Here is a 24,599-nt window from a genome sequence, read left to right on the forward strand (position 1 = left end):
GGGCCGGGGTTGGGGACAGCTTCGGGGCCGGATTTGGTGACGGATCTGGGCTTGGGGCCGGGGCTGGGAGTGGGGCTGGGGCTGCTGGGGCGGCCGAGTTCGACGCGCTGGGCGGGACCCTGGGCGGGAGTTCGGCGTACGGCACATGGTCGGCGTCCGCGCCGGAGTCCGCGCCGGACTCCTCGGGTCGGCGGGGGTCGGCGGCCGGGGCCGGCTTCGGGGGCAGGGACCGGGCCGGAAGCCGTTTCGGGGCCGGCAGCGACTTCTCGGCCGTCGGTGACGTCGGGGCGGAGGGCCGCTACCGGGCGGAGGACCGCTACCGGCCAGGAGACGCCTTCGGAAGCGAGGGCTCGGGCCGTGTCGGGGACGACGGCGCGGGTCGCTCGGGCATCGGGGACGGTCGCCGGGAAGCCGGTGCCGACGCGGCGGGTACGGATGTCGACGCCACGGGGCCCGGCGGTCGAGCAGCGAGTGTCGGCGCCGGAGCCGAGTACGACTGGTCGGCCCCGTACGAGACCCCGGCGCACGGGACACCCACGTACGCCGGCCCGCCGCACAGCACCCCCGTCTTCGGAAGCCCCGCGCCCGGCGCATCCGCCCCCGGCGGCACGGCGTACGGCACCCCGGCGTACGGCAGCCCCGCCTACGAGCCCCCGGCGTACGAGCCCCCCGTCTACGAACCCCCCATGTACGAGCAGGCCCCGCCCGAACCCCGTGCCCCGTCCGGCACCACGGCGGCCGGGGACGGGTCGGCCCCGCCGCCCGGTCCTCTCGTCGTGGACCGGCGGACCCGGCAGGTGTGGGTGGGCGAGGTGCCCGTCGCGCTGACGCCGAAGGAGTTCGAGCTGCTGGCGCTGCTCACCGAGGATCCCGGGGCCGTCTACTCGCGGCAGCAGATCCTCAACCGGGTCTGGGACGACCACTATCAGGGCCCCACCAAGACGCTGGACGTGCATGTCGCCACGCTGCGCCGCAAGTTGGGCGACCCGGCGTGGATCCAGACCCTGCGCGGCGTGGGCTTCCGGCTCGCCGTACGCACGCCCGGGCAGGGGCCGGGGAGGCACCGCACACCCGAGGCCAGGGCGTCATGACCCGGCGCCTGCTGCTGAGTTACCTCAGCCTCGCCGCCCTGGTCCTGCTCGGCCTGGAGATCCCGCTGGGTTTCGTCTACTCCCGGGCCGAGCGCGAGCGGATCGTCAACTCCGCCAACAACGAGGCCGAGTCCGTCGCCGCGTTCGCCGCGCTGTCGCTCGCCGCCCACCGTCCGGACGAACTCGCCGAACGGGCCAGACACTGCGCCGAGCGCATCGGCGGCAAGGTCGTCATCGTCGACGCGGACGGTGAACTGCTGGCGTCCTCCCACTCCTTGTCCGCCGAGGAGAAGGAGTCCCTCGCCTCCCTCCCCGAGATCTCGTCCGCGCTCCGGGGCCGCGCCACGACGGACGTCCGTACGACGACGACCGGCGGCGTCCACTATCTGTCCGTGGCGGCCCCGGTGGGCCACGCGACAGCGGACCCCGACGCGGGCACGGAAGACGACTCGGGCCCGGGCTCGGGCACGGAGGGCGAGCCTGGCTCGGGCGCGGAAGGCGATCCCGGCTCGGGCACCGCCCCGGTCTCCTACGCCGGCTCAGTCTCGAACACCGGCCCCCTCACGACCGCCGGCTCGGACGCCACCACCCGCCCCCTCACGACCACCCGCTCGGACACCGCGTCGGCCGCCGCCGCGCAGGGCGCCGTGCGGATCACGCTGCCGACCACGATGGTGCACGCCCGGGTGTTCGCGGTGTGGCTGCTGCTGGCGCTGGTCGGGCTCGCCGTGCTCACCGGCGTCGCCGCCGTGGCGTTCGCGTTCGCGCGCTGGACGGGGCGCCCCATCCGTCAGTTGGAGGAGGCCACGCACCGGTTGGCCGAGGGCGGCAGGGCGACCAGTGTGGTGGTCACCTCCGGCCCGCCTGAGGTGCGGAGTCTCGCGGCGGCCTTCAACACGACCGCGGCGCGCCTCGAACATCTGCTGGCCTCCCAGCGGGCGTTCGCCGGCGAGGCCTCGCACCAGCTGAAGACCCCGCTGGCGGCCCTGCGGCTGCGGCTGGAGAACCTGGAACCGGACATCGCCCGGCGCGCCCGGCCGAGCCTCGACGCGGCCGTCACCGAGACCGACCGGCTGGCCCGGATGGTCGAGGGGCTGCTGGCGATGGCCCGCCTGGAGGAGTCGGCGGCCATCCCCGCCCCGGTCGACCTGGGGGCGATCTGCGCGGAACGGCACCGTACGTGGGGGCCGTTGTTCGAACGCGAGGGGGTGTCCCTGGTCCTCTTCGCCGGAGTGGTGGGCCCGGTCACGGCCGTTCCCGGAGCCGTGGAGCAGATCCTCGACAACCTCCTCTCCAACGCCCTGCGCGCCTCCCCCGCCGGCAGCACGGTCACCATGGAGCTACGGCTCCTCGTCCCCGCCCGCCGGGCACTGCGCGACGCCCGGCCCAGCTGGGTCGACCTGCATGTCACCGACGAGGGCCCCGGTATGACGCCCGAGCAGCGCGCCCGCGCGTTCGACCGCTTCTGGCGCGCCCCCGGCGCACCCAAGGGCGGCACCGGGCTCGGCCTCTCCCTCGTCCAACGGCTCGCCCACGCCAGTGGGGGCGAGGTGACGCTGCGGGAGGCGGCCACGGGTGGCTTGGACGCGGTCGTCCGCCTCCCCTCGGCCGAACCGCCGGGACCGGCCCACGGCCACGGCCACGGGCACGGGCACGGGTTCGGGGGCCGACCGGGGCAACGGCGCCGTGAGGCCCCGCCGCTGCCGGCGTGAGCGAACACCGCCCGCGCCCCCGCCCCAGCCCCGTCGCGCCCCGGACGTTGCCCCTCGCGCCCCCGTCGCGCCCCTGTCCGCCACGACGTCATGAATTGTCCATGCCCCGTCAACACTGCTCCCCTAAGTTCCATCAGCGCGCGACCCCGCCGCCGACCGTGCGGCGGGCCGGTCAAGGCACACCTTGGAGCGACTGTGGAACGTCGTACTCTCCTGCGCGCGGCCGTACTCGGCGGCACATCGACCGCTTTCGGCGGCACCCTGTGGCGCGGCGCCGCGTACGCCGCGCCGGCCCAGCCCGGTCCCGGCCCGTACGGGGCGCTCGGCTCGGCGGACGCCAACGGCATCCGGCTGCCGAGCGGCTTCACCAGCCGGGTGATCGCCCGTTCCGGCCAGACGGTTCCCGGGACGTCGTACACCTGGCACAACGCCCCTGACGGCGGCGCCTGTTACGCGGACGGCACCGGGTGGATCTATGTCTCCAACTCGGAGATCAATCCGTCCGGGGGCGCGAGCGCGGTGCGGTTCTCGTCGACGGGCGCGGTGACGTCGGCGTACCGCATCCTGTCCGGCACCCGGCAGAACTGCGCCGGCGGGCAGACGCCCTGGAACACCTGGCTGTCCTGCGAGGAGGTCGACCGGGGCTACGTCTACGAGACGGACCCGTGGGGCACGAAGGCGGCGGTCCGCCGGGACGCGATGGGCCGTTTCAAGCACGAGGCGGCGGCCGCCGACCCCACCCGGGGCGTCGTCTACATGACCGAGGACGTCACCGACGGCTGCTTCTACCGCTTCCGGCCCACGACCTGGGGCAACCTGTCGTCGGGCACGCTGGAGGTCCTGGTGGCCGGCAGCGCCACCAGCGGGCCGGTGACCTGGGCCCGGGTCCCGGACCCCACCGGTGCCACCGCCACCCGCAACCAGGTGTCCGGCGCCAAGCGCTTCAACGGCGGCGAGGGCTGCTACTACGCCGACGACACCTGCTGGTTCACGACGAAGGGCGACAACCGCGTCTGGCAGTACAACGCCGCCGCCCAGACCATCGAACTCGCCTACGACGACTCGCTGGTCACCGGTGGAACGGCCCCGCTCACCGGCGTCGACAACGTCACGGGCACCTCCTCGGGCGACCTCTACGTCGCCGAGGACGGCGGCTCCATGGAGATTTGCCTCATCACCCCGAACGACACGATCTCCCCCTTCCTCCGCGTCGAAGGCCAGTCCGCCTCCGAGATCACCGGTCCCGCCTTCTCCCCCGACGGCCGCCGCCTCTACTTCTCCAGCCAGCGCGGGACCAGCGGCAGTTCGTCGGGCGGGATCACGTACGAGGTGACGGGTCCTTTCCGGACCGCATAAACACACACCGCGGAAAGAAATATCGAACTCATTGTCATCCCAGACTTGTTCGATTTTCCTTCTGCTAGGTTCAGCGCGTGGTCATGCCCAATGAATCGGGGCCGGAGAGCCTCGGAGTCGGCGCCCGTCCGCGCAAGGTTCTTCTGGCTGCATGCGGTACTCGCGGGGATGTACAACCCTTTCTCGCATTGGCCGTGGCGCTGCGTCGCCACGGCCATCAGCCGTTATTGGCGGCCCCTTCCGCATACGCTCCCGAAGCGGCCGCGTACGGCGTCGAATTCGCCGCGATCGACGACGGACCGACCCGGATCCTCGACGAGACGGCGACCCGGCGGATCATCGACGGCGGCCTGACGGGGGTGCGGGGGAAGATCGCGGCCGCGCGGACCGTCGCCCGGCTGAAACACCTGATGCTGGCCCCGCTGCGGGACGTGGCGGCCATCGCGCACGACCACGGTGACGTGGCGGCGGTGGTGCATTCGGCGGCGTTCCCCGTCCAGCACGTCGCCGACATACTGGGCGTGCCGGCCGTCGTCGTGGCGCTCCAGCCGGGCTGGATCCCCACCGACGCGTTTCCCTGCCCGCTGCTGCCGCTCCCCCGGGTGCCGCGCTTCCTGAACCGGAGCACGTACGCCCTGGTCGCGGCGGCCCAGCGGTCGCCCGAGGTGGAACGCTGGCGGACGGGCGAACTGGGTCTGGCGCCACGCCGGCACGGTGCCCGGCAGTGGCTGCGGGACCCCGAGGGCCGACGGCGCCCGGTGTTCCAGCCGTTCAGCCGGCACATCACCCCGGTCGACCCGGCGTGGGGCGCGTCCGTACGCACCACGGGGTTCTGGTATCTGCCGGCGCGCCCCGACTGGACGCCGCCCAGGGCGCTGAGCCGGTTCCTGGAGGAGGGCCCGCCCCCCGTCTACATCGGCTTCGGCAGCATGACCGGCACCCGGGCCCGCCGGAACCACGCGCTGGTCACCGAGGCGGTCCGCCGCACCGGCGTACGGGCCGTCGTCGCGACCGGCTGGGGCGGCATCGGCGCGCCGACCAGGAACTCCGCCCCGCTGCCGTCGAACATCCTGATGATCGAACAGGCCCCGCACGACTGGCTCTTCCCGCGTACGGCCGCGATCGTCCACCACGGCGGCCCGGGGACGGTGGGAGCCGCCCTCGCCGCGGGCCGCCCCCAGGTCCTCTGCCCCCACATGGGCGACCAGACCCACTGGTCCGCCCGGATGCGAGCCCTGGGCGTCGCCCCCGCGCCCCTCACCGCCCGCGCCCTCACCGCGCCCGGGCTCGCGGAGGCGATCAGCACGGCGGTGACGGACCGCCACCTGACCCACCGGGCGGCTGAGATCGCACACCTCGTCCGGGCCGAGGACGGTGTCGACGCGGCGGTGAATTCCCTACTGGGCCACGCCGGGTGATCCCGCCCTCCCGCCCTCCACTCAACTCAGTCAATTCCCCCTCGACTTCCCCCCACAAGTCATGAACAGAAAGCCCCCGAGTGCTGCAAATCCCTTTCTCCGACGTCACCATCGAGCCCGGGACCGTCATCTCCTGGTCCCTGCACACGAGGCGCTCCCCCCACGACGCACACGACGAGGGGAATTCCCCCACCGAATCGGCCCCGTGCACATCGGCCTCGTTCAATCAGGACAAGCACCATTCGTCGTCCGAGGCGACCCGGAGTACGAGCGACGGGATCGCCAGTTCGATCACGGTCACCTTCGAGATCGCGGGCGCACCCGACACCGCCGCCCTCGAAGGGGCGCTGCTGCTCCTCGTACGGCGCCACGAGGTGCTCCGCAGCCGGTTCCGGCGTCTGGCCGGTGACCTGAACTGCACGGCGCTGGCGCCCGACTCCATCGCCCTGGAGGCGGAAGTGGTCGGCCACTTCCACAGCGGGGACGATCTGCACATCCACCTCGACAAGACGTTCAAGAGCATCGACACGCTCTCCTGGCCGCTGTTCCTGATGGGCGCGGTGGTCCGCGAGGACGGCGCGACGGTCTACCTCTGCTTCGACCACATCGTGTGCGACGGCCTGTCCATGCCCGTCGTCGTGAACGAACTCCAGACCTCGTACGCCGCCCTCTCGGCCGGGCGCAGCCCCGAACTCCCGCCCGCCGCCAGCTACTTGACCTTCGCCGACGACCAGCGCCGTCGCTACGCCGCGCTCGGCCCCGACGACGACCGCCTGCGCTACTGGAAGGACTTCATCCGCGGCAACGGCGGCCTCTTCCCCCGGTTCCCCTTCGACCTGGGCGTACCGGAGGGTGATCTGTACCCCCTGGTGAACCGGGCGTTCCCCCTTCTTGACCCGCACCGCACCGAAGCCCTGGCAGCGGGTGCCCGCGCCTCGGGCGGCAGCGTCTTCACCGCCGTACTGGCCGCCGCGGCGACGGCCCAGCACCGTTTCGGGGGGCCGGGGGTCTACCGGGGCCTGCTCCCCATCAGCGAACGGACGGACGAGGGGCGGAACGGAACGGCGCCGAACCCGTGGCAGCACTCCGTCGGCTGGTTCGTGAACACGATGCCGATCGAGTTCCGGGTGGGTGAGGGCGGCACGGACCACGCCACCACCATCGCGCGGGCCCGCGCGGCGTACGGCGAGCTGCAGCGGCACACCGAGGTCCCCTTCGTACGGGCGTGGGAGTTGCTGGCCCCGGAGAGCTTCGCGCTGCACCACTGGCCGTACCCGGTGAACTTCTTCTCCTACATCGACTTCCGCAGGACCCCCGGTGGGCCCCAACACCCACTGTGGAAGCCGATGTTGCACGTCTGGGCGGCCCGCGGCAACGGCATCAGCCACTGGTTCCACCGCACCGCGACCGGCCTCCACGTCAACATGCTGCACGTCGACACACCCCAAGCACACGAGATCGGCGACGCCCTCCACGACGAACTCGTACGGGTCCTACGGGAGATCGCGGGCGAACGGGACAGCGTGCCGGTCCCCATCCCGCGCCCGTCCCGGGAGAGGCCGACTGTGCGGAGCTGACCCCACGACGAGGGGCGGCGGGGGGCGAGCGGCGGACGGCGGACGGCGGACGGCAGGCGACGAACGGTCGCCCTGCCGCCGCCACCGCCCCTCACCCGAACTCGTGCACGACCTCGATCTCGCCCACGATGTGCGCGTTGAACTCCTCCAGCTCCTCCGCCGGCACCCAGAGCTCGAGAATCGTCCGCCCGCCGGCCTGCCGCACCGGGTACCGCCGCAGGAACTCCGTCTCGACCTCGAACCGCGTGACGTACCCCGCCCCGTCGTGCTTCACGTTCCAGTCCCGAGCGATCTTGACGGCGTACTCCTCGTCGAGCACCGGATAGAAGATCGGCTGCTCGGGGAGCCGGGGCGGCCAGGCCCGCCATCCGGCTTCCCGCACCAATCCCAGCTCCACGGGGCCGGTCGGCCGCCACAGGGTCGTCGTCTCTCGCTGCCCGCTCACGGAACGCACCACTCTCCGAACCCGGCGCCCGCGATTCGGCACGCCGGGCGGCGACACTACCGACACGGCGGTGGGAGAGGCACGGGAAATACGGCCCGCGCCGGGCGTCCCGGGGGTTCGGCCGCCCACCCACACCCTGTGACTCACATCACACGCCACTTCTGTCAGCAACCGGGGCGCCATCCCGTTCAGGAGGCACGCGAACGAGACAGGAGCATCGCCATGAAGCACCGCATCGTCGTCCTCGGCGCCGGATACGCCGGAGCCTTCGCCGCCGGGAACCTGGCCCGTCGGCTCTCCCCCGCCGACACCGAGATCACCGTCGTCAACGCCGTGCCCGACTTCGTCGAGCGAATGCGGCTCCACCAGTTCGCGAGCGGACGGGACCTCACGCCCCTCCCGCTCACCCAGGTGTTCGCCGGCACCGGGGTGCGGCTGCGCGTGGCGCGCGTCACCGGCATCGATCCCGAGAGCAGGACGGTCGCTGTGACGGGCGAGACCGGGGACGGCCGGCTCACGTACGACACCCTGCTCTACGCGCTCGGCAGCTCCGTGGCCGACCACGGCGTGCCCGGGGTGGCCGAGCACGCCTACGACGTGACCGGCAGGGCCTCGGCGGTGCGGCTGCGGGAGCGCCTGGCCGAACTGGAAGCGGGCGGCACCGTGCTGGTCGTCGGCGAGGGGCTGACCGGCATCGAGACCGCCACCGAGTTCGCCGAGTCCCGGCCCGACCTCTCGGTCGCGCTCGCCGCCCGCGGTGAGCTGGGCGCCTGGCTGAGCCCGAAGGCCCGCCGACACCTGCGCCGGGCCTTCGACCGGCTGGGCGTCACCGTCCACGAGCACACCGACATCACCGCCGTCGAGCCGACACGGGCGATCAGCGCCGACGGTACGTCCCTCGCGGCCGACGTGACCGTCTGGTCGGCCGGATTCGCCGTGCACCCCCTCGCGGCCGCCGCCGGCCTGCGGGTCGCCGAGACCGGCCAACTGGTCGTCGACCGCACCATGCGCTCGGTGTCGCACCCGGACGTCTACGCCGCCGGCGACAGCGCCTACGCGATCGGCGACAACGGCCGACCGCTGCCGATGTCCTGCGCCTCGGCCGGCTACACCAACATGCAGGCGACCGCCGCGATCATCGCGCGCCTGACGGGCCGTGAGGTCCCGACGGTCGGGCTGAAGTACGTCGGCAACCACATCAGCCTCGGGCAGCGGGACGCGATCTTCCAGATGGTGGACGGGGAGGCCAGGTCGAAGTCCTGGTACCTGGGCGGCCGAACCGCCGCCCGACTCAAGGCGGGCGTCCTCAGGGGAGCCGCTCTGGGCATCGCCCACCCGACCTTCGGCATACCGAAGCGAGGGCGACGGCTGACGGCCGCACCTGACCGGAGTGGTGTGACCGTGGCGGGGACAGCGTGAGGGCCGACGACGCGAACACCACGACAGGAAGGCCTTGTTGTGCAGGCACTGCCATGAAGGCGCTGTTGTGCAGGCACTGCGGTGAAGGCACTGCTGTGAAGACCGCCGCATAGGGTCGTGTACGTGGACACCGCAGCCATTGACCGATTCGAGGCCGGCCGGGGACGGCTGGCCTCGCTCGCGTACCGTCTGCTCGGCTCGGCGGCCGACGCCGAGGACGCCGTGCAGGACACGTTCCTGCGCTGGCAGGCCGCGGACCGGGACCGGATCCAGGTGCCGGAGGCGTGGCTGACCAAGGTCGTCACCCATCTCTGCCTGGACCGGCTCCGCTCGGCGCAGGCCCGCCACGAGCGCGCGGTCGGAGACTGGTTGCCCGAGCCGCTCCTCGAGGGCGACCCGATGCTCGGCCCCGCCGAGACCTTCGAACAGCGCGAATCGGTGTCCCTGGCCGTGCTGACCCTGATGGAACGCCTCTCGCCGGTGGAGCGGGCCGCCTATGTCCTGCGCGAGGCCTTCTCGTACCCCCACGCCGAGATCGCCGGGATCCTCGACATCACCGAGTCCGCGAGCCAGCAGCATGTGCACCGGGCCCGGCGCCGGGTCGCCGCCGAGCGTCGCGGCGGCGAGGCGGTGGATCCCGCGTCCGCGCGCAGGGTCGTCGAAGAGTTCCTGGCGGCGGCCACGTCGGGGCGCACCGAACGGCTGGTGGCGCTGCTCACCGCCGACGCGACCGCGGTCTCGGACGGGGCCGGGCTGGCCAGGCGGCTGCTGCGGTACAGGACGCCGGAGCGGATCGCGTCCCTCGTGCGGGCCGGCTTCAAGCCGACCGCGGCGAAGCGGCGGATGGCGGGCGGTTCCCCGGTGATGCACATCGCGACGGTCAACGGCTCGCCGGCCGTCGTCGCGGTGGTCGAGGGCCGGGTCGTGGGGGCGGTGGCGTTCGATGTCGCGGACGGCAAGGTGGCGGCCCTGCGGGGCATCGCCGCGGCGGACCGCCTCCGGCGCCTGAACGAGGCCTGGCAGCGGCACGAGCCGGGGGCGCCGGTCGTGAGCGGGTGGTGAGGGGAAGGCGGCGGGCGGCGCCTGTGTGGATGACGCCGCCCGCCTCTGGCCGACCCTTCAGCCTCGGTGGCTCTTCCGGTGCTCTTCGGGTGTTCCTTGGGTGACGGTGATTCCTTCGGTGGTTCCTTCGGTCGTTCAATCCCGCCGGATCAGTTCCGGGTCGATACGGCGTCCGACGAGCGGCAGGGCGCCGAGCGCGGCGACGGCGACCGCGCCGAGTGCGCAGGCGAGCAACAGGGGGATTCCGGCGCCGTCCCAGTAGACGGCGCCGCCGCCGGTCACGAGGTAGCTGGACTCGGCGAGCTTGCCCAGCACGACGGCGAGGGCCAGGCCGACGGCCAACGGCACGACGACCTGGGCGACCTGGACGGCCCGCAGCGTACGGGGCCGCGCCCCCAGCAGCGACAGGGCGGTGACCTGGGGCTTCCGCTCCACGGCGCGGTCCGTGGCGGCGACGAGGTATGCGGCGACACCGATGACGAGCCCCAGCACCATCCCGATGCCCAGCAGACTCTTCACCACGGTGATCTGCTGCAGAGACGTGACGACGACCCCCGGCGTACCGACCTCGGTGGTGGGATCCACGCCCCCGATCCCGTCGAGCACGGCACGGACGGTTTCGGGGGCGGAGCTGCTGAGGAGGGTGAGGGTGGCTGCCTCGGGGCGGTGATCGGCGGGAACTGCGGAGGGGGGTAGCAGGACGGAGCCGCTGTCGATGACCGGGAGTTCGTGGTCGTCGGTGTACCGCAGGACTTCTCGCGGCACCTTCACGTGCATCACGCGCCGATGGCCTTCGTGCCGCAGATCGAAGCGGAAGCGAGTTCCGGGCTTGCTCTGCTCGTTCGCGACCTGGTTCGGGTCCCACAGCCGCATCGGGCGGCCGTCCACGCAGCCGGAGACCTTGCTCACCAGCTTCCGCAGCTGATCACACGTGGCGAGCACCACATTCAGGCTCGGATCAAACTGACCGAACTGGGAACTCGACCGCGACTGCATGACGACCGCGTGTCCCCGAACACCCTCGACGTTCTCCCAGGCCCGCTGCCGGTCTGCCGTCGTACCCGCGAGTGAGATGTCGTAGGTCTGGATCGGGGACGTGTTCTTCGAGACCTGGTCCAGTTCGATCAGCACGCCCTGCACCAGCGAAGCCGCGAAGACCAACATCACCAGACCGGTGGCCACTCGCAACGCGCCCCCGGGTTCCACCTCATTGCGCCGCATGGCAAGGCCGAGCGAGACGGAGTGGGTGGCGCGGGCCACCCGCTGCGAGAGGGTCTGCGAGAAGACCGGCAGCATCATCACGAGCCCGGTGCCGACCAGAACGACGGCTAGGGGCATGAGGAACGACGAGAGTGTCGTGTCCCGGGGTGCGTTGTCGGTCAACCCGGCCACGCAGTAACCGATCACGATCGCCATGCCCGGGAGCAGTGGAAGCAGCCCCCACTTCCCTGGGGCCTTCTCCACGGCACTCCGCCGGACGGCCAGCGGGTTCGCCGCCGCGTTACGCGCACTGGCCCGGCCCACGTACCACGCGAGCGCCGGACAGCCGACGCCGCAGATCAACACCGTGGACAGCGACAACGCCCCGTCGCCGGGGTACCACTTGAAGCCGGGCAGTCCGATGCGCGAAACGAGCTGGTTCGTGATCGAGTAGGCGCCCAGTCCGAGCGCGGCACCGAACGACGCGGCCGCGACGGTCTCGGCGGCGTTGACCCGCTGGGTGCCCTTCCTGCTCAGGCCCAGCAAGCGCAGAGCGGCCAGTCGCCTGGCGCGCGCCGCCGCCGAGAGCCTGGCACACACGGAGAGGAACACGGCCAGGGGGAGGAGCACGACGCCGGCGAGAGTGAAACGCACGATGTCGAGCGTCGAGGATTCCAGGGTGGGAAAGTCGGCGTAGCCCCTGCCGAAGGTCGTCATACGGTCGCCACCGTCCTCGAGTTCCTCCCGGCCGACGCCCACGTACGCATACAGCTCGTCGGGGTGAGCCAACCCCTGGGCGCTGATGGTCCCGCTGTCGTCACCTGGCAGAAGCTGGGCCAGCGCGGGTTCCCGCTGAAGTGCCTCGCGCAGCCGCGGGGACACGAACATCTCGCCCGGGGCGGGGAGTTCCCTCAGGCCCGGCGGAGGGTCGATACGCCTGGTGCCCCGAGCCACGAAGACCCGGGTGAGGGGTTCCGAGCCATAGGGATCCATGCGGGTGATTTCGAAGGGATCGCCCTCCGTCACCACACACCTCACCCCGCTGGCATCCCGCTTGCAGTCCGGGACACGCGCCGCCTTGCGCGCGTCCTGGGCTTCCAGGATTCCGGGGATGGCGAGGACGACAGCCAGACAGCACACGCCGATCGCACTGCCCCCGACCATGAGGAGGAAGCGCACCCGGCTCCCGCGCCCGGCCCCCAGGAGCAGCCGAAGCCCCAAGAGGAGTTCCTTCACGACACCTCCCGCACCTCGGCCGACAGCACCCCGTCGCACATCGTGAAGCGGCTGTCCGCGCGGGAGGCGACCTCGGAGTCGTGTGTCACCAGCACCACCGCCGTCCCCTGGGACCGGGCAAGGGCAAGGAACTCCTCCAGCACAGCCGTGGCGTTGGAGCTGTCGAGCGAGCCGGTGGGCTCGTCGGCGAATACCACTGCCGGCCGGTGCACCAACGCCCGTGCCACAGCGACACGTTGGCTCTGCCCGCCGGACACCTGGGACGGCCGTCGCTCCCGCAGGTCCGCGAGACCCAGGCGGCCGAGCACCTCGCCAGCCGTGGCGAGCGCCTCCTTCTTGCGCTGTCCAGCGAGCCGCAGCGGAAGAGCGGTGTTCTCCTCCACCGTCAACTCCGGGAGGAGTTCGCCGTACTGGAAGACGAACCCGAACCGCTCCCGGCGCAGCCGGCTGAGCTCCTCGTCGTCGAGTTCCGCGAGACGCCGTCCCTCGAAGCGGACCTCACCCCGAGCCACCGGCAACACTCCTGCCAGGCAGTACAACAGGGAGGACTTCCCCGAACCGCTCTGCCCGGTGATCGCCGCGACCTCTCCCCGGCGCAGGGAGATCTCCGCACCCCTGACGGCGGGCGTCTCCCCGTAGAGCAGGTCGACCCCCTTGGCGGAAAGTACTTCTGAAGTGTTGATCTCATACCCCTTGGAAGTGCAGGAGCCCAGGCTGGATCGCCTGGGCTGTGGGTGCGGGAGAGCTCAGTCGCGGTTGTAGTGGAAGCTCACGGTCGGCGAGCAGTTGTCCGGGCGCAGAGAACCGCGGTCACGGCACACTCGGACGTCCGCGTCGTCCGTATAGCTCTGAGAGCCACTCCAGTTGGAGTGATGCATCTCGACCGTCCTCCGCTGCTTCCCGTAGTAGCGGGCCCAGCCATGCCCCTCGACCTTCACCTGCACGTACACGTTGTGTCCGTCGCGCGCGTTGTCGTCCCTGAGCTTCCCGGTCCACTCAAAAGATCCGTGGTTGACGCCCGGCGGGTTGAACTTGTAGTGCCCCTCCAAGAATTTGACGCCCCGCGTATCGAGCACCGGAATGTTCCCCTGCTCCGGCTGCGCCGCAAGCGCGACCCCCGCCCCCGCGAGAAGCAGCCCCGCAGCCACAACCCCGGCCATCGCCCTCTTCATGCGTACCTCCGTGTCGACCGGCAGCCCCAACAACCACCGTGAATCACGGACTGTAACGCCCCAACTTCACACAGAAACGATCGATCTACCCAACCGCCACCGAAACAGGTGATCTTGAAGCACAAGAAGCACAACCACCCAAAGTCCCCAAGCCCCACAACACAGAAGGCGGCACCCCCCGCACGGGGTGCCGCCTTCTTTTCGTGGGCCGGAGCCGCCGCCCATCGGTGAGGGTCGGTCGGGGACGAGCGGCGGTTCCGGGGCTGGTGGGAGCCGGAGGCTACCGGTGGTCGCTCCCCACCGACTGCGACGCCGCGCGCCCCGCCTCCAGGCGGGCCACGGGGATGCGGAACGGGGAGCAGGAGACGTAGTCGAGGCCGACCTCGTGGAAGAAGTGGACCGACTCCGGGTCACCGCCGTGCTCGCCGCAGACGCCGAGCTTGAGGTCGGGGCGGGTGGCGCGGCCCGCCTCCGCCGCCAGCTTCACCAGGGAACCCACGCCGTCCTTGTCGATCGTCTCGAACGGCGACACCCCGAAGATGCCCTTCTCCAGGTACGCCGTGAAGAACGACGCCTCGACGTCGTCGCGGCTGAAGCCCCACACCGTCTGCGTCAGGTCGTTCGTGCCGAAGGAGAAGAACTCCGCCGCCTCCGCGATCTGACCGGCGGTCAGCGCGGCGCGCGGCAGTTCGATCATCGTGCCGATCGACAGCTTCAGCGACACCCCCGTCGCCGCCTCGACCTCCGCGATCACCGCGTCGGCCTCCTCGCGGACGATCTCCAGCTCCTGGACCGTGCCGACGAGCGGGATCATGATCTCGGCGCGCGGGTCGCCCTTGGCGTTCTTGCGCTCGGCGGCCGCCTCCGCGATGGCGCGGACCTGCATCGTGAACAGGCCGGGGATCACCAGGCCGAGGCGTACACCGCGCAGGCCCAGCATCGGGTTCTGCTCGTGCAGGCGGTGGACCGCCTGGAGCAGGCGCAGTTCGTTCTCGTGGGGCTCCTGGCGGGACTCCGCCAGGGCCACGCGGACCGAGAGTTCCGTGATGTCGGGGAGGAACTCGTGCAGCGGCGGGTCGAGGAGGCGGACCGTCACCGGGAGGCCGTCCATCGCGGAGAAGAGCTCGACGAAGTCCTGCTTCTGGAGCGGGAGCAGGGCCTTCAGGGACTCCTCACGCTCCACCTCCGTGTCGGCCAGGATCAGGCGTTCGACCAGCTCACGGCGGTCGCCGAGGAACATGTGCTCCGTACGGCACAGGCCGATGCCCTGGGCGCCGAAGCGGCGGGCGCGCAGCGCGTCCTCGGCGTTGTCCGCGTTCGCCCGGACACGGAGACGGCGCTTGCGGTCGGCGAAGGCCATGATGCGGTGGACCGCCTCGACCAGTTCGTCGGCGTCCTGCGCACCCGCGTGCATCCGGCCCTCGAAGTACTCCACGACCGGAGAGGGGACGACGGGCACCTCGCCCAGGTAGACCTTGCCGCTCGAACCGTCGATGGAGATCAGGTCGCCCTCCTCCACCACGTGACCGCCCGGCACCGTCATCCGGCGGCGCTTGGTGTCGACCTCCAGCTCCTCCGCGCCGCAGACACAGGTCTTGCCCATGCCGCGCGCGACCACGGCCGCGTGGGAGGTCTTGCCGCCGCGCGAGGTCAGGATGCCCTCGGCCGCGATCATGCCGTCGAGGTCGTCGGGGTTGGTCTCGCGGCGGACCAGGATGACCTTCTCGCCCGATCGCGACCACTTCACGGCCGTGTACGAGTCGAAGACCGCCTTGCCGACCGCCGCGCCCGGGGAGGCGGCGATGCCACGGCCGACCTGGGCGACCTTCGCGTCCTCGTCGAAGCGGGGGAACATCAGCTGCGCGAGCTGGGCGCCGGTGACCCGCTGGAGGGCCTCCGCCTCGTCGATCAGGCCCTGGTCCACCAGCTGGGTCGCGATGCGGAAGGCCGCGCCGGCCGTGCGCTTGCCCACGCGCGTCTGGAGCATCCACAGCTGGCCGCGCTCGATGGTGAACTCGATGTCGCAGAGATCCTTGTAGTGGTTCTCCAGGGTCTCCATGATCTGCATCAGCTGGTCGTACGACTTCTTGTCGATCGACTCCAGCTCGGCCAGGGGGACGGTGTTACGGATGCCCGCGACCACGTCCTCGCCCTGGGCGTTCTGCAGGTAGTCGCCGTAGACGCCCTGGTGGCCGGAGGCCGGGTCGCGGGTGAAGGCGACGCCGGTGCCGGAGTCCGGGCCCAGGTTGCCGAAGACCATCGAGCAGACGTTGACCGCCGTGCCGAGGTCGCCGGGGATGCGCTCCTGGCGGCGGTACAGCTTGGCGCGGTCGGTGTTCCAGGAGTCGAAGACCGCGTGGATGGCGAGGTCCATCTGCTCGCGCGGGTCCTGCGGGAAGTCCCGGCCGGCCTCGGTCTTGACGATCTTCTTGAACTTGGTGACGAGCTTCTTGAGGTCGGCCGCCTCCAGCTCGGTGTCGACCGTGACCTTCTTGGCCGCCTTCGCCGCCTCCAGCGCCTCCTCGAAGAGGTCGCCGTCGACGCCGAGCACCGTCTTGCCGAACATCTGGATGAGGCGGCGGTAGGAGTCCCAGGCGAAGCGGTCGTCGCCGGCCTGCTTGGCCAGGCCCTGGACCGACTTGTCGGAGAGGCCGATGTTGAGGACCGTGTCCATCATTCCGGGCATCGAGAACTTCGCGCCGGAGCGGACCGAGACGAGGAGCGGGTCGTCGGCCTGGCCGAGCTTCTTGCCCATGCGCTCTTCGAGGGCGACCAGGTGGGCGGTGACCTCGTCACGGAGTGCCGCGGGCTCGTCGCCGCTGTCGAGGTAGACCTTGCAGGCCTCGGTGGTGATGGTGAAGCCGGGGGGCACGGGGAGACCGAGGTTGGTCATCTCGGCGAGGTTCGCGCCCTTGCCGCCGAGGAGGTCCTTGAGGTCCTTGTTGCCTTCGGTGAAGTCATAAACAAACTTCACGCCCTCAACGCTCTGAGCTACGTGGCCTACGTGGGGATCTTTGTTTTCCGACACAGGTCCCAACTCCTTGAGGACGCGGTGGCTGCCCTGACGGCGAGGAACATACCCAGATCGAAGGCACCTGGGTACGTCCACTTGCGCGTCATGCGCCTGTAACCACCCGTCCGCCAGGAGATCGAAAGTCAAGGCTTGGCAAGGAACGGAGCGGATATGTGTTCACCTCTTGAAGGCGGTCACCCTCATTCGGCCACCATTCCGCTCACATGAGCGGCATTCGGCACGCCTGAGTTCGCTCGATGAACGATCAAAGGGTGGCACCGAGTGCCACCCTTTGAAGTCGCAGAGCCGCCCACGATTCGCTCATCTGAGCGCAACCGCTATCAGAGGTGGCGAGAATCACGCCGTTCGAGAGGGCCCGATTTCACCATGCGGACCCCTCCACGGGACGGAAACGCCCCCGTCACACCCCCAGCGCGACCAGCCGCTGCTCGGCCCGCTCCGGCGCGTACAGATGCTCGACGACCAGTGCGCCCGCTCCCACCAGACCCGCCCGCTCCCCCAGCTTCGAGATCACGACGTCCAGATGGGCCGTGGAGCGGGGCAGGGCACGCTGGTAGAGCAGTTCACGGACGCCCGTGAGGAAGGGGGTTCCGGCCAAATCGCCGGCGATCATCAGGACGCCCGGGTTCAGCAGGGTCACCACCGTCGCCAGGACGTCCCCCACGGCCCGGCCCGCCTCCCGTGCGAGCGCCGTCGCCCCCGGGTGGCCGGCGACCAGCAGATCCCGCACATCTGAGCCGGACGCCGCCGGAACCCCCGCCTCCGCCAGCCGTCGGGCCACCGCGCCGCCGCTCGCGACCGCCGCCAGACAGCCGTACGAGCCGCACTTGCACAGCGCCTCGGCGCCCTGCGGCACCCGGATGTGGCCGATGTCGCCGGCGCCGCCGTCGATCCCCCGGTATATCGAGCCGCCGACCACGACCCCGGCGCCGATACCCGTGGAGACCTTGACCAGCGCGAACGCCGAGCAGTCGGCGTATCCCGCGCGCTGTTCGCCGTACGCCATGAGGTTGGCGTCGTTGTCGACGAGGACCGGTGTCCCGGCGGGCCCGGACGCGTGGTCGGTGAAGGCGCGGGCCAGGCGGCCCCTTATGTCGTAGCCGTCCCAGCCGGGCATGATCGGCGGCTGGACGACACGGCCGGTGTCGATGTCGACCGGGCCGGGGACGGCGAGGCCGATGCCGCAGACCACGTCGGCCGGGCGGCCCGCCTTCTCCAGCAACTCGGCGAACCAGCGCCCCAGTTCGTCCAGTACGGCGTCGGGTCCCTCCTCGATGACCAGGGTGCCGGTGTGCTCGGCCTGGATCTCGCCCGTGAGGGAGAGGACGGCGGCGCGGGCGTGGCGGGTGTCGAGGTCGGCGGCGAGGACGACCGCGTGCTCGTCGTCGAACTCCAGGGTGATGGAGGGGCGGCCGCCCAGCGGCGAGTCGACGGGGCCGCCGGCGCCCTCGCGGAGCCAGCCCGCGCGGAAGAGCCGATCCAGGCGCTGGCCCACGGTCGCCCTGGAGAGGCCCGTGGCCTGCTGGAGCGCGCCACGGGTGGTGGCCCGGCCGCTGCGGACCAGCTCCAGCAGATCTCCTGCGCCGGCGTGACTGCCCACCTTCACGGCCCTTCCACTCTTGTCGTCCTCGGTGCCGCCATTGTCGCGGCCCTCGGGGAATCCGTTCCCGCTCACCCTCTTGCGTTCACCAACTCTGCATTACATATTGAGTTTTGCGTGTTAAGTAGACGTAACCCTACGGTAGCTACCGCCGAACTGGTCGGCACCTTCTCCTCAGGGAGCCCCGCGTGGACCGCACAACCCAGCTCACCGCCCGCCGGCCCGGCACGAGAATCCGTGCCGGGGTCGACGTATACGATCCGCCCGGTTCGACGCACCGCGCGGCGGCCGAGGTGCTGGCGGCCAACTGGACGGGCCGGTCCACCGTGCCCTCGCGCACGCTGTATCCGCACCAGTGGTCGTGGGACTCGGCGTTCATCGCGATCGGCCTGCGGCATCTGTCGCCGCTGCGGGCGCAGACCGAGCTGGAGACGCTGCTCGCCGCGCGGTGGGGGGACGGGCGGATCCCGCACATCGTCTTCAACCCCTCGGTGCCGCTGGACGCGTACTTCCCGAGCCCCGACTTCTGGCGCTCCTCGACCGCGGGGCGCGCCGCCGGTGCCCCGCGCACCACCGAGACCTCGGGCATCGTGCAGCCGCCGGTGCACGCGCTGGCGGCGTGGCTGGTGCACCTGGCCGACCCGGAGCTGTCCCGGGCGCGCGGCTTCCTGGCCCGCGTCTATCCGGGGCTGGCCGCCTGGCACCGCTATCTGCTGGACCGCCGTGACCTGGGCGGGGGCGGACTGGCCTCGGTCGTCCACCCCTGGGAGCAGGGCATGGACAACAGCCCCGCCTGGGACGCGCCCCTCGCCCGGATCACCCCGGCCCCGGCCCGTTCCTTCCGGCGTGCCGACCTCGACCACGGAGCGGCCGAGGACCGGCCGACGGATCTGGACTACGGGCGGTACGTGCGACTGGCGGCGGACTACCGGGACGCGGGGTACCGGGATCGGCCGGGCGGGGGGAGCCGGGGCGGGGTCGGCGGCGGAGGCGGGGATCGGCCGGGCAGGGAGAGCGGGGCCGGGGCGGGGGAGTTCGCCGTCGAGGATCCGGCGTTCAACGCGCTGCTCATCGCCTCCGAGCACGCCCTCGCCCGGATCGCGAAGGAGTTGGGCGCGTCGGGGACGGCCCGGCACGCGCGCGCCGAACGGCTGACGGCGGCCCTGGTGGAGCGGCTGTGGGACCCGGCGGAAGGCATGTTCCTCTGCCGGGACGTCACCACCGGCACCCTCCTGCCCGAGCGCGGTGTCTCCGGTCTGATCCCCCTCCTGCTCCCGGGGCTGCCCCGGGACATCGCCGCCGCCCTCGTCCGCACGATGCACGGCCCGCACTTCGGGCTCGGCGACACCACCCTGCTCGTACCGTCGTACGACCTGACCGGCGAGGCCTTCGATCCGCACCGCTACTGGCGCGGCCCCGCCTGGTTCAACACCAACTGGATGCTGGAGCGGGGACTCAGGCTGCACGGGGAGCCGGGGCGGGCCGACGCGCTGCGCACGGCGCTGCTGGAGACGGCGGCGGCGTCCGGGTTCGCCGAGTACGTGGACCCGTACACCGGTGAGGCCTGCGGCGCGGCCGGCTTCGGCTGGACGGCCGCGCTCACCCTCGACCTGCTGCACCGGGACGACCACGGTCACCCGCCCACCCGGGAGCGCCACCACGGCCGGGAGCGGCACCAGACACGGCACCACGACACCAACGAGGCCAAGTTCGGCATGAGTGACCAGGGAGGGGACCGGGGATGACGGACCGGCATCACCTGCTCGTGCGCGGCGGGACGTTCGCCGCCGTGAGCGACGGCGGCGACATCAGCGGGGTGCGGGGCGGGAGTTCACCGGACGGGCTGTTCGTCCGGGACGCCCGGCATCTGAGCCGGTGGCAGCTGACCGTCGACGGCGCGGTTCCCGAGACGCTCACCCCGGTCACGGACGGTGACGTCGCACGCTGTGTGCTCGTGCCCCGGGGCGGCCGCCGGGAGCCGCCCGCGTACACGCTCTTCCGTGAACAGGCCGTCTCCGACAGCGCGTTCGTGGAGACGCTGCGCGTCACCAGCAACCGGCCGGTGCCGACGACGGTCCGGATCGCGATCACCGTCGACGCCGACTTCACCGACCAGTTCGAGCTGCGCTCCGACTTCCGTACGTACGCCAAGAGCGGCGTCATCAGGAGGCGCGAAGTCCTCGACGACGGGGTGGAGTTCAGCTACCGGCGCGGCGAGTGGCGGTCCTGCACGACGGTGACGGCCGAACCCGCGCCGGACGGCGTGGAGGAGACCGGGACGGGCGCGCGGCGGCTCGTCTGGGCCCTCGACGTCGCGCCGCACGGCTCGGCGGAGCTGACCTGCCGGGTGATGGCGCGGACGCACGGCGACCGCCGGGCCCTGCGGGTGCCGCGCTCGCCGGCCGCCGTGCACGAACAACTGCGCGCGGCGGAGGACGAGTTCGTGGAGGGCGTGGCCTTCCCCACCGGCTGGCCCGAACTGGCCGCCGCGTGCGCGCGCGGCCTCGCCGATCTCGCCGCACTCCAGGTCCCGGCGACCGGTCCGGACGGCGAGACGCTACGGGTGCCCGCCGCCGGAGCGCCCTGGTTCCTCACCCTCCTCGGCCGGGACGCCCTGCTGACCTCTCTCTTCACGCTGCCCTACCGGCCGGAGCCGGCCGCCGCCACCCTGCTCGCGCTCGCCGCCGCCCAGGCGACCGAGGTCGGCGTCGACTCGGTGGCCCAGCCCGGCAAGATCGTGCACGAGATGCGCCACGGAGAGCTGGCGCACTTCGGGCAGGTCCCGTACGGCCGTTACTACGGCTCGGTGGACGCGACGCCGCTCTTCCTCGTCCTGCTCGGCACGTACGTCGAGCAGACCGGGGACGTCACCCTGGCCCGCCGGCTCGAACCCCACGCGCGGGCCGCGATCGGCTGGATGCTGGACCACGGCGGCCTCACCTCGCGCGGCTACCTCGTCTACCGCGCCGACCAGGGCGGCCTCGCCAACCAGAACTGGAAGGACTCCCCCGGCGCGATCTGCTCCGCCGACGGCGGCCGGCCCGTCGCCGGGCCGGTGATGGCGGCCGGCGCGCAGGGCTACGCGTACGACGCGCTGCGCCGCACCGCCGTACTGGCCCGCACGGTGTGGGAGGACGAGGTGTACGCGGCCCTCCTGGAGCAGGCCGCGGGTGATCTGCGCGACCGGTTCCAGCGGGACTTCTGGATGCCCGGACACGGTTTTCCCGCGCTGGCGTTGGACGCGGAGGGCGGGCAGGTCGACGCGCTCGCCTCGGACGCGGGGCATCTGCTGTGGTCGGGGCTGCTGGACAAGGAGTACGGGAAGGCGGTGGGGCGGCGGCTGCTGGAGCCGGACTTCTTCTCCGGGTGGGGGGTGCGGACGCTGGCCGCCGGGCAGCCGGCGTACCACCCGCTGTCGTACCACCGGGGGTCGGTGTGGCCGCACGACAACGCGCTGATCACGCTGGGGCTGGCGCGGTACGGGCTGCACGACGAGGCGCGGGCGGTGGCCTCCGGGATGGTGGACGCGGCGTCGGCGGCCGGGCATCGGCTGCCGGAGGTGTTGGCCGGGTACGGGAGGGACACGCATCCGGCGCCGGTGCCGTATCCGCACGCGTGCGTGCGGGAGTCGCGGTCCGCTGCGGCGCCGCTTGCTTTGTTGACGGCGGTGGGCGGCGCGTAGGACTCCGTCGGGGGCGGGGTGCCTAGGGGCCGTTGGGGTGGGGGTTCGTCGGCGGGTGCGGGTGCGTGGGTCTTCTCGCGCAGTTCCCCACGCCCCTGAAAGGCAGGGGCTGCGCCCCTTGCCTTTCCCCTCAGGGGGCCCCGGCGGTCTCCAGTAGGCGTTGTGCTGTCCGGCTCGCCTCCGTTGCCGTCCAGGCCCATTGCGTTGTCGGGGGGCGGTGGGTCGTCCAGGTGTCCCAGTGGCTGCGGGACTTGCCGTAGCGGTCGGCGAGGAGGACGTGGGGGAGGCCGAGGAGGAGGGCGAGGACGTGGCCGTGGAGGCGGTCGGTGACGGCGACGCGGCCGGCAGTCAACAGGCGGCAGCCGCGCGCTAGTTGGAGGCGGGCGAGGCCGTCGTAGGCGGCGAGGAGCGCGGGCGCGGCGCCGGACGGGTCGCCCGAGCCGGCGCGGCACAGGGCACGGGCCCGGCTCCGCCACAGCGCTTCCTTGGCCCGCCGCCAGTCGGTGTCGTCGCCCTCCCGGGTCCAGTCGAAGACGTACGGGCCACCGCGCCCCACACGGGCCGCGCCCCGCCCGGCCGGTGGGCCCTTCGCCGATTCCTTGTCCTCCCTGGCCAGCCAGACCACGTCGTGCGCGACCACGCCACCCGTGAGCGCGTCCCTCGGTACGGCGAAGGCCAGGTCGGGGGCGAGCAGCGAGGGGGCCTCGAAGACGGTGCGGCAGCGGTGCAGGCTGTGCCGGTCGCGCAGCAGCAGCGTCAGGTCGGGGTGAGCGTCGAAGACCCGGCGGGCCCGGGTGAGGTTGGCGCGGTCCGTGAAGTGCACGGACTGCGGCAGCTGGACGATCCGGCGGTCCGGGAAGTCGCGCACCACCCGTTCCCGCAGGAGTTGGCTGTCCTCCCACAGGTCACCGAGGGTGCCGCCCCCCGTCAGCATGATCGGGCCGTCCGGGAGACAGGCCGCCAACTGCCCGGCGTCGTACGACATCAGGTCGCAGGCGTAGCGCACCTCGGCGCCGAGCGCGCCGAGCAGGGCGCGCTGGCCGAGCCAGATCGCGCTGTCGCCGACGTTGGAGTGGAGCGGGGCCCCGATGAGCGCGCAGCGGGTGCCGGCCGGGACCAGCCGGTCCAGGACGGTCAGGACGTACGAGACGTGGTGGGCGCAGTGGGGGACGTAGGACGGGGGCGGGGGCGGGGTGTGCGGGGCGGGCGGCCGGACCGGTTCACATGGCCTGGGCGTCGGCCGGGGCGTCGGTTTGCGCGAGGGCCGCTTCGACGCTGCCCTGGCCGGCTTCTTCGGTGTCTCGTTCGCTCCGCACACCAAAAGGCGCTACCCGGACATTTCCCCACCCATTCCGAGATGACGGAAACCGGCCGCACAACGACCGGAACACCGACAGAACGGATGGTTCCGAGCAACTACCCGCCGGACGTGTCGAGTTCGGCCTCCTCGCCCACGCCCGCGCAGTCGTACGGGTCCTTGAGCCAGCCGTCCGGCAGGACGACGCGGTTGTTGCCGGAGGTCCGGCCGCGCGGGCCGTCGGCGCCGGTGGGCCAGGGCTGGTCGAGGTCCAACTCGTCCAGTCCGGCGCGCAGTTCGGCGAGGGAGGAGGTGATGGCGAGCCGCTTGCGCATCTCGGAGCCGACCGCGAAGCCCTTGAGGTACCAGGCGACGTGCTTGCGGAAGTCGACGACCCCCTTGGACTCGTCGCCGATCCACTCGCCGAGGAGCGTGGCGTGCCGGACCATGATGTCGGCGACCTCGCGGAGAACGGGCCGCGCGATGTCCTCGGTGCGCCCCTCGAAGGCCGCCACCAGGTCCGCGAACAGCCATGGGCGGCCGAGGCAGCCGCGCCCCACGACCACTCCGTCGCAGCCGGTCTCGCGCACCATCCGCAGCGCGTCCTCCGCCGACCAGATGTCGCCGTTGCCGAGGACGGGGATCTCGGGGACGTGCTCCTTGAGGCGGGCGATGGCGTCCCAGTCGGCCGTGCCGCCGTAGTGCTGGGCGGCGGTGCGACCGTGCAGGGCGATCGCGGTGACGCCCTCCTCGACGGCGATGCGGCCGGCGTCGAGGTAGGTGATGTGGTCGTCGTCGATGCCCTTGCGCATCTTCATGGTGACCGGGAGGTCGCCCGCGCCACTGACCGCCTCGCGGAGGATGGCGCGCAGGAGGTTCCGCTTGTAGGGGAGGGCGGAGCCGCCGCCCTTCCTCGTCACCTTCGGGACCGGGCAGCCGAAGTTGAGATCGATGTGGTCGGCGAGGCCCTCCTCCGCGATCATGCGGACGGCCTTGCCGACGGTGGCCGGGTCCACCCCGTACAGCTGGATCGAGCGCGGCTTCTCGGTCGCGTCGAAGTGGATCAGCTGCATGGTCTTCTCGTTGCGCTCGACCAGCGCCCGGGTGGTGATCATCTCGCTGACGAACAGCCCCTTGCCGCCGCTGAACTCCCTGCACAGGGTGCGGAAGGGCGCGTTCGTGATCCCGGCCATCGGGGCCAGGACGACGGGCGGGGTGACGGTGTGCGGGCCGATCCGGAGCGGCGGGGCGGGCGCGTTCGAGGGCGTGGACATCTCCCCATTGTCACGCACACGGAC

17 protein-coding genes are annotated in these 24,599 nt (G+C 71.9%); 9 read left to right on the plus strand and 8 right to left on the minus strand.

The window, feature by feature from the left end; genetic code table 11:
* Positions 1 to 686: 686 nt before the first annotated feature.
* From L3078_RS14940 to L3078_RS14960, 5 genes are all read left to right on the plus strand, one after another.
* On the plus strand, positions 687 to 1,091 hold the full coding sequence (locus tag L3078_RS14940; RefSeq protein WP_420864169.1) for a winged helix-turn-helix domain-containing protein: 405 nt from the start codon (positions 687 to 689) through the stop codon (positions 1,089 to 1,091).
* Positions 1,088 to 2,803 carry a sensor histidine kinase gene (locus tag L3078_RS14945; protein WP_239754113.1) on the plus strand — a complete coding sequence of 572 codons (1,716 nt, stop codon included), beginning with the start codon at positions 1,088 to 1,090 and terminating at the stop codon, positions 2,801 to 2,803. Before L3078_RS14940 ends, L3078_RS14945 begins: the two co-directional genes overlap by 4 nt.
* 195 nt (positions 2,804 to 2,998) lie before the next feature.
* Positions 2,999 to 4,159, plus strand: coding sequence for an alkaline phosphatase PhoX (locus L3078_RS14950; protein ID WP_239754114.1), 1,161 nt, complete (start codon positions 2,999 to 3,001; stop codon positions 4,157 to 4,159).
* An 83-nt stretch (positions 4,160 to 4,242) separates the two neighbouring features.
* The gene (locus tag L3078_RS14955) at positions 4,243 to 5,577 is read left to right on the plus strand and encodes a glycosyltransferase (protein WP_275593143.1); all 1,335 of its coding nucleotides are present in this window, start codon (positions 4,243 to 4,245) and stop codon (positions 5,575 to 5,577) included.
* 80 nt (positions 5,578 to 5,657) lie between these two features.
* The gene (locus tag L3078_RS14960; RefSeq protein ID WP_239754118.1) at positions 5,658 to 7,154 is read left to right on the plus strand and encodes a condensation domain-containing protein; all 1,497 of its coding nucleotides are present in this window, start codon (positions 5,658 to 5,660) and stop codon (positions 7,152 to 7,154) included.
* Between the two features lie 91 nt (positions 7,155 to 7,245).
* Here L3078_RS14960 and L3078_RS14965 read toward each other — a convergent pair whose 3' ends face one another.
* Positions 7,246 to 7,599 (minus strand): hypothetical protein, encoded by a 354-nt coding sequence (locus L3078_RS14965; protein ID WP_239754119.1) that lies wholly within the window; start codon positions 7,597 to 7,599, stop codon positions 7,246 to 7,248.
* Between the two features lie 222 nt (positions 7,600 to 7,821).
* On the opposite strand from L3078_RS14965, the gene L3078_RS14970 reads away from it, so the two are divergent.
* Together L3078_RS14970 and L3078_RS14975 are read left to right on the plus strand one after the other, a co-directional pair.
* On the plus strand, positions 7,822 to 9,018 hold the full coding sequence (locus L3078_RS14970) for an NAD(P)/FAD-dependent oxidoreductase (RefSeq protein WP_239754120.1): 1,197 nt from the start codon (positions 7,822 to 7,824) through the stop codon (positions 9,016 to 9,018).
* Positions 9,019 to 9,141: 123 nt separating this feature from the next.
* Positions 9,142 to 10,080 (plus strand): sigma-70 family RNA polymerase sigma factor, encoded by a 939-nt coding sequence (locus tag L3078_RS14975; protein WP_239754121.1) that lies wholly within the window; start codon positions 9,142 to 9,144, stop codon positions 10,078 to 10,080.
* A gap of 135 nt (positions 10,081 to 10,215) precedes the next feature.
* Here L3078_RS14975 and L3078_RS14980 read toward each other — a convergent pair whose 3' ends face one another.
* From L3078_RS14980 to L3078_RS15000, 5 genes are all read right to left on the minus strand, one after another.
* Positions 10,216 to 12,516 (minus strand): ABC transporter permease, encoded by a 2,301-nt coding sequence (locus tag L3078_RS14980; protein ID WP_239754122.1) that lies wholly within the window; start codon positions 12,514 to 12,516, stop codon positions 10,216 to 10,218.
* Positions 12,513 to 13,160, minus strand: coding sequence for an ABC transporter ATP-binding protein (locus tag L3078_RS14985; protein WP_239760324.1), 648 nt, complete (start codon positions 13,158 to 13,160; stop codon positions 12,513 to 12,515). The genes L3078_RS14980 and L3078_RS14985 overlap by 4 nt, the downstream gene beginning before the upstream one ends.
* Positions 13,161 to 13,262: 102 nt before the next feature.
* Positions 13,263 to 13,688: a hypothetical protein gene (locus tag L3078_RS14990; RefSeq protein ID WP_239754123.1), complete on the minus strand. Its 426-nt coding sequence runs from the start codon at positions 13,686 to 13,688 to the stop codon at positions 13,263 to 13,265.
* Between the two features lie 280 nt (positions 13,689 to 13,968).
* Positions 13,969 to 16,716 carry a pyruvate, phosphate dikinase gene (ppdK, locus tag L3078_RS14995; RefSeq protein WP_391802609.1) on the minus strand — a complete coding sequence of 916 codons (2,748 nt, stop codon included), beginning with the start codon at positions 16,714 to 16,716 and terminating at the stop codon, positions 13,969 to 13,971.
* A gap of 406 nt (positions 16,717 to 17,122) precedes the next feature.
* Complete coding sequence (locus L3078_RS15000; protein ID WP_239760325.1) at positions 17,123 to 18,322, minus strand: ROK family protein; 1,200 nt, start codon at positions 18,320 to 18,322, stop codon at positions 17,123 to 17,125.
* A 188-nt stretch (positions 18,323 to 18,510) separates the two neighbouring features.
* Between L3078_RS15000 and L3078_RS15005 the strand changes: the two genes are divergently transcribed.
* Both L3078_RS15005 and L3078_RS15010 read left to right on the plus strand, forming a co-directional pair.
* A complete protein-coding gene (locus tag L3078_RS15005) occupies positions 18,511 to 20,067 on the plus strand; it encodes an MGH1-like glycoside hydrolase domain-containing protein (RefSeq protein ID WP_420864062.1) in 1,557 nt (518 codons plus the stop codon).
* Positions 20,064 to 22,004: an amylo-alpha-1,6-glucosidase gene (locus L3078_RS15010; RefSeq protein WP_239754125.1), complete on the plus strand. Its 1,941-nt coding sequence runs from the start codon at positions 20,064 to 20,066 to the stop codon at positions 22,002 to 22,004. Before L3078_RS15005 ends, L3078_RS15010 begins: the two co-directional genes overlap by 4 nt.
* Before the next feature lie 130 nt (positions 22,005 to 22,134).
* Here L3078_RS15010 and L3078_RS15015 read toward each other — a convergent pair whose 3' ends face one another.
* The gene (locus L3078_RS15015) at positions 22,135 to 23,322 is read right to left on the minus strand and encodes a polysaccharide pyruvyl transferase family protein (protein WP_239754126.1); all 1,188 of its coding nucleotides are present in this window, start codon (positions 23,320 to 23,322) and stop codon (positions 22,135 to 22,137) included.
* Between the two features lie 98 nt (positions 23,323 to 23,420).
* Positions 23,421 to 24,575, minus strand: a complete 1,155-nt coding sequence (gene dusB, locus L3078_RS15020) for a tRNA dihydrouridine synthase DusB (RefSeq protein WP_239754127.1) — start codon at positions 24,573 to 24,575, stop codon at positions 23,421 to 23,423.
* Positions 24,576 to 24,599: the final 24 nt, after the last annotated feature.

The sequence above is a fragment of the Streptomyces deccanensis genome, assembly GCF_022385335.1.
Classification (GTDB): domain Bacteria; phylum Actinomycetota; class Actinomycetes; order Streptomycetales; family Streptomycetaceae; genus Streptomyces; species Streptomyces deccanensis.

What these genes read in the sequence shown, in the direction of transcription:
- L3078_RS14940 (WP_420864169.1), top strand. Translation starts at nt 687, where the DNA reads ATGTACGAGCAGGCCCCGCCCGAACCCCGTGCCCCGTCCGGCACCACG.
- L3078_RS14945 (WP_239754113.1), top strand. Translation starts at nt 1,088, where the DNA reads ATGACCCGGCGCCTGCTGCTGAGTTACCTCAGCCTCGCCGCCCTGGTC.
- L3078_RS14955 (WP_275593143.1), top strand. Translation starts at nt 4,243, where the DNA reads ATGCCCAATGAATCGGGGCCGGAGAGCCTCGGAGTCGGCGCCCGTCCG.
- L3078_RS14970 (WP_239754120.1), top strand. Translation starts at nt 7,822, where the DNA reads ATGAAGCACCGCATCGTCGTCCTCGGCGCCGGATACGCCGGAGCCTTC.
- L3078_RS14990 (WP_239754123.1), bottom strand. Translation starts at nt 13,688, where the DNA reads ATGAAGAGGGCGATGGCCGGGGTTGTGGCTGCGGGGCTGCTTCTCGCG.
- L3078_RS15010 (WP_239754125.1), top strand. Translation starts at nt 20,064, where the DNA reads ATGACGGACCGGCATCACCTGCTCGTGCGCGGCGGGACGTTCGCCGCC.
- dusB (WP_239754127.1), bottom strand. Translation starts at nt 24,575, where the DNA reads ATGTCCACGCCCTCGAACGCGCCCGCCCCGCCGCTCCGGATCGGCCCG.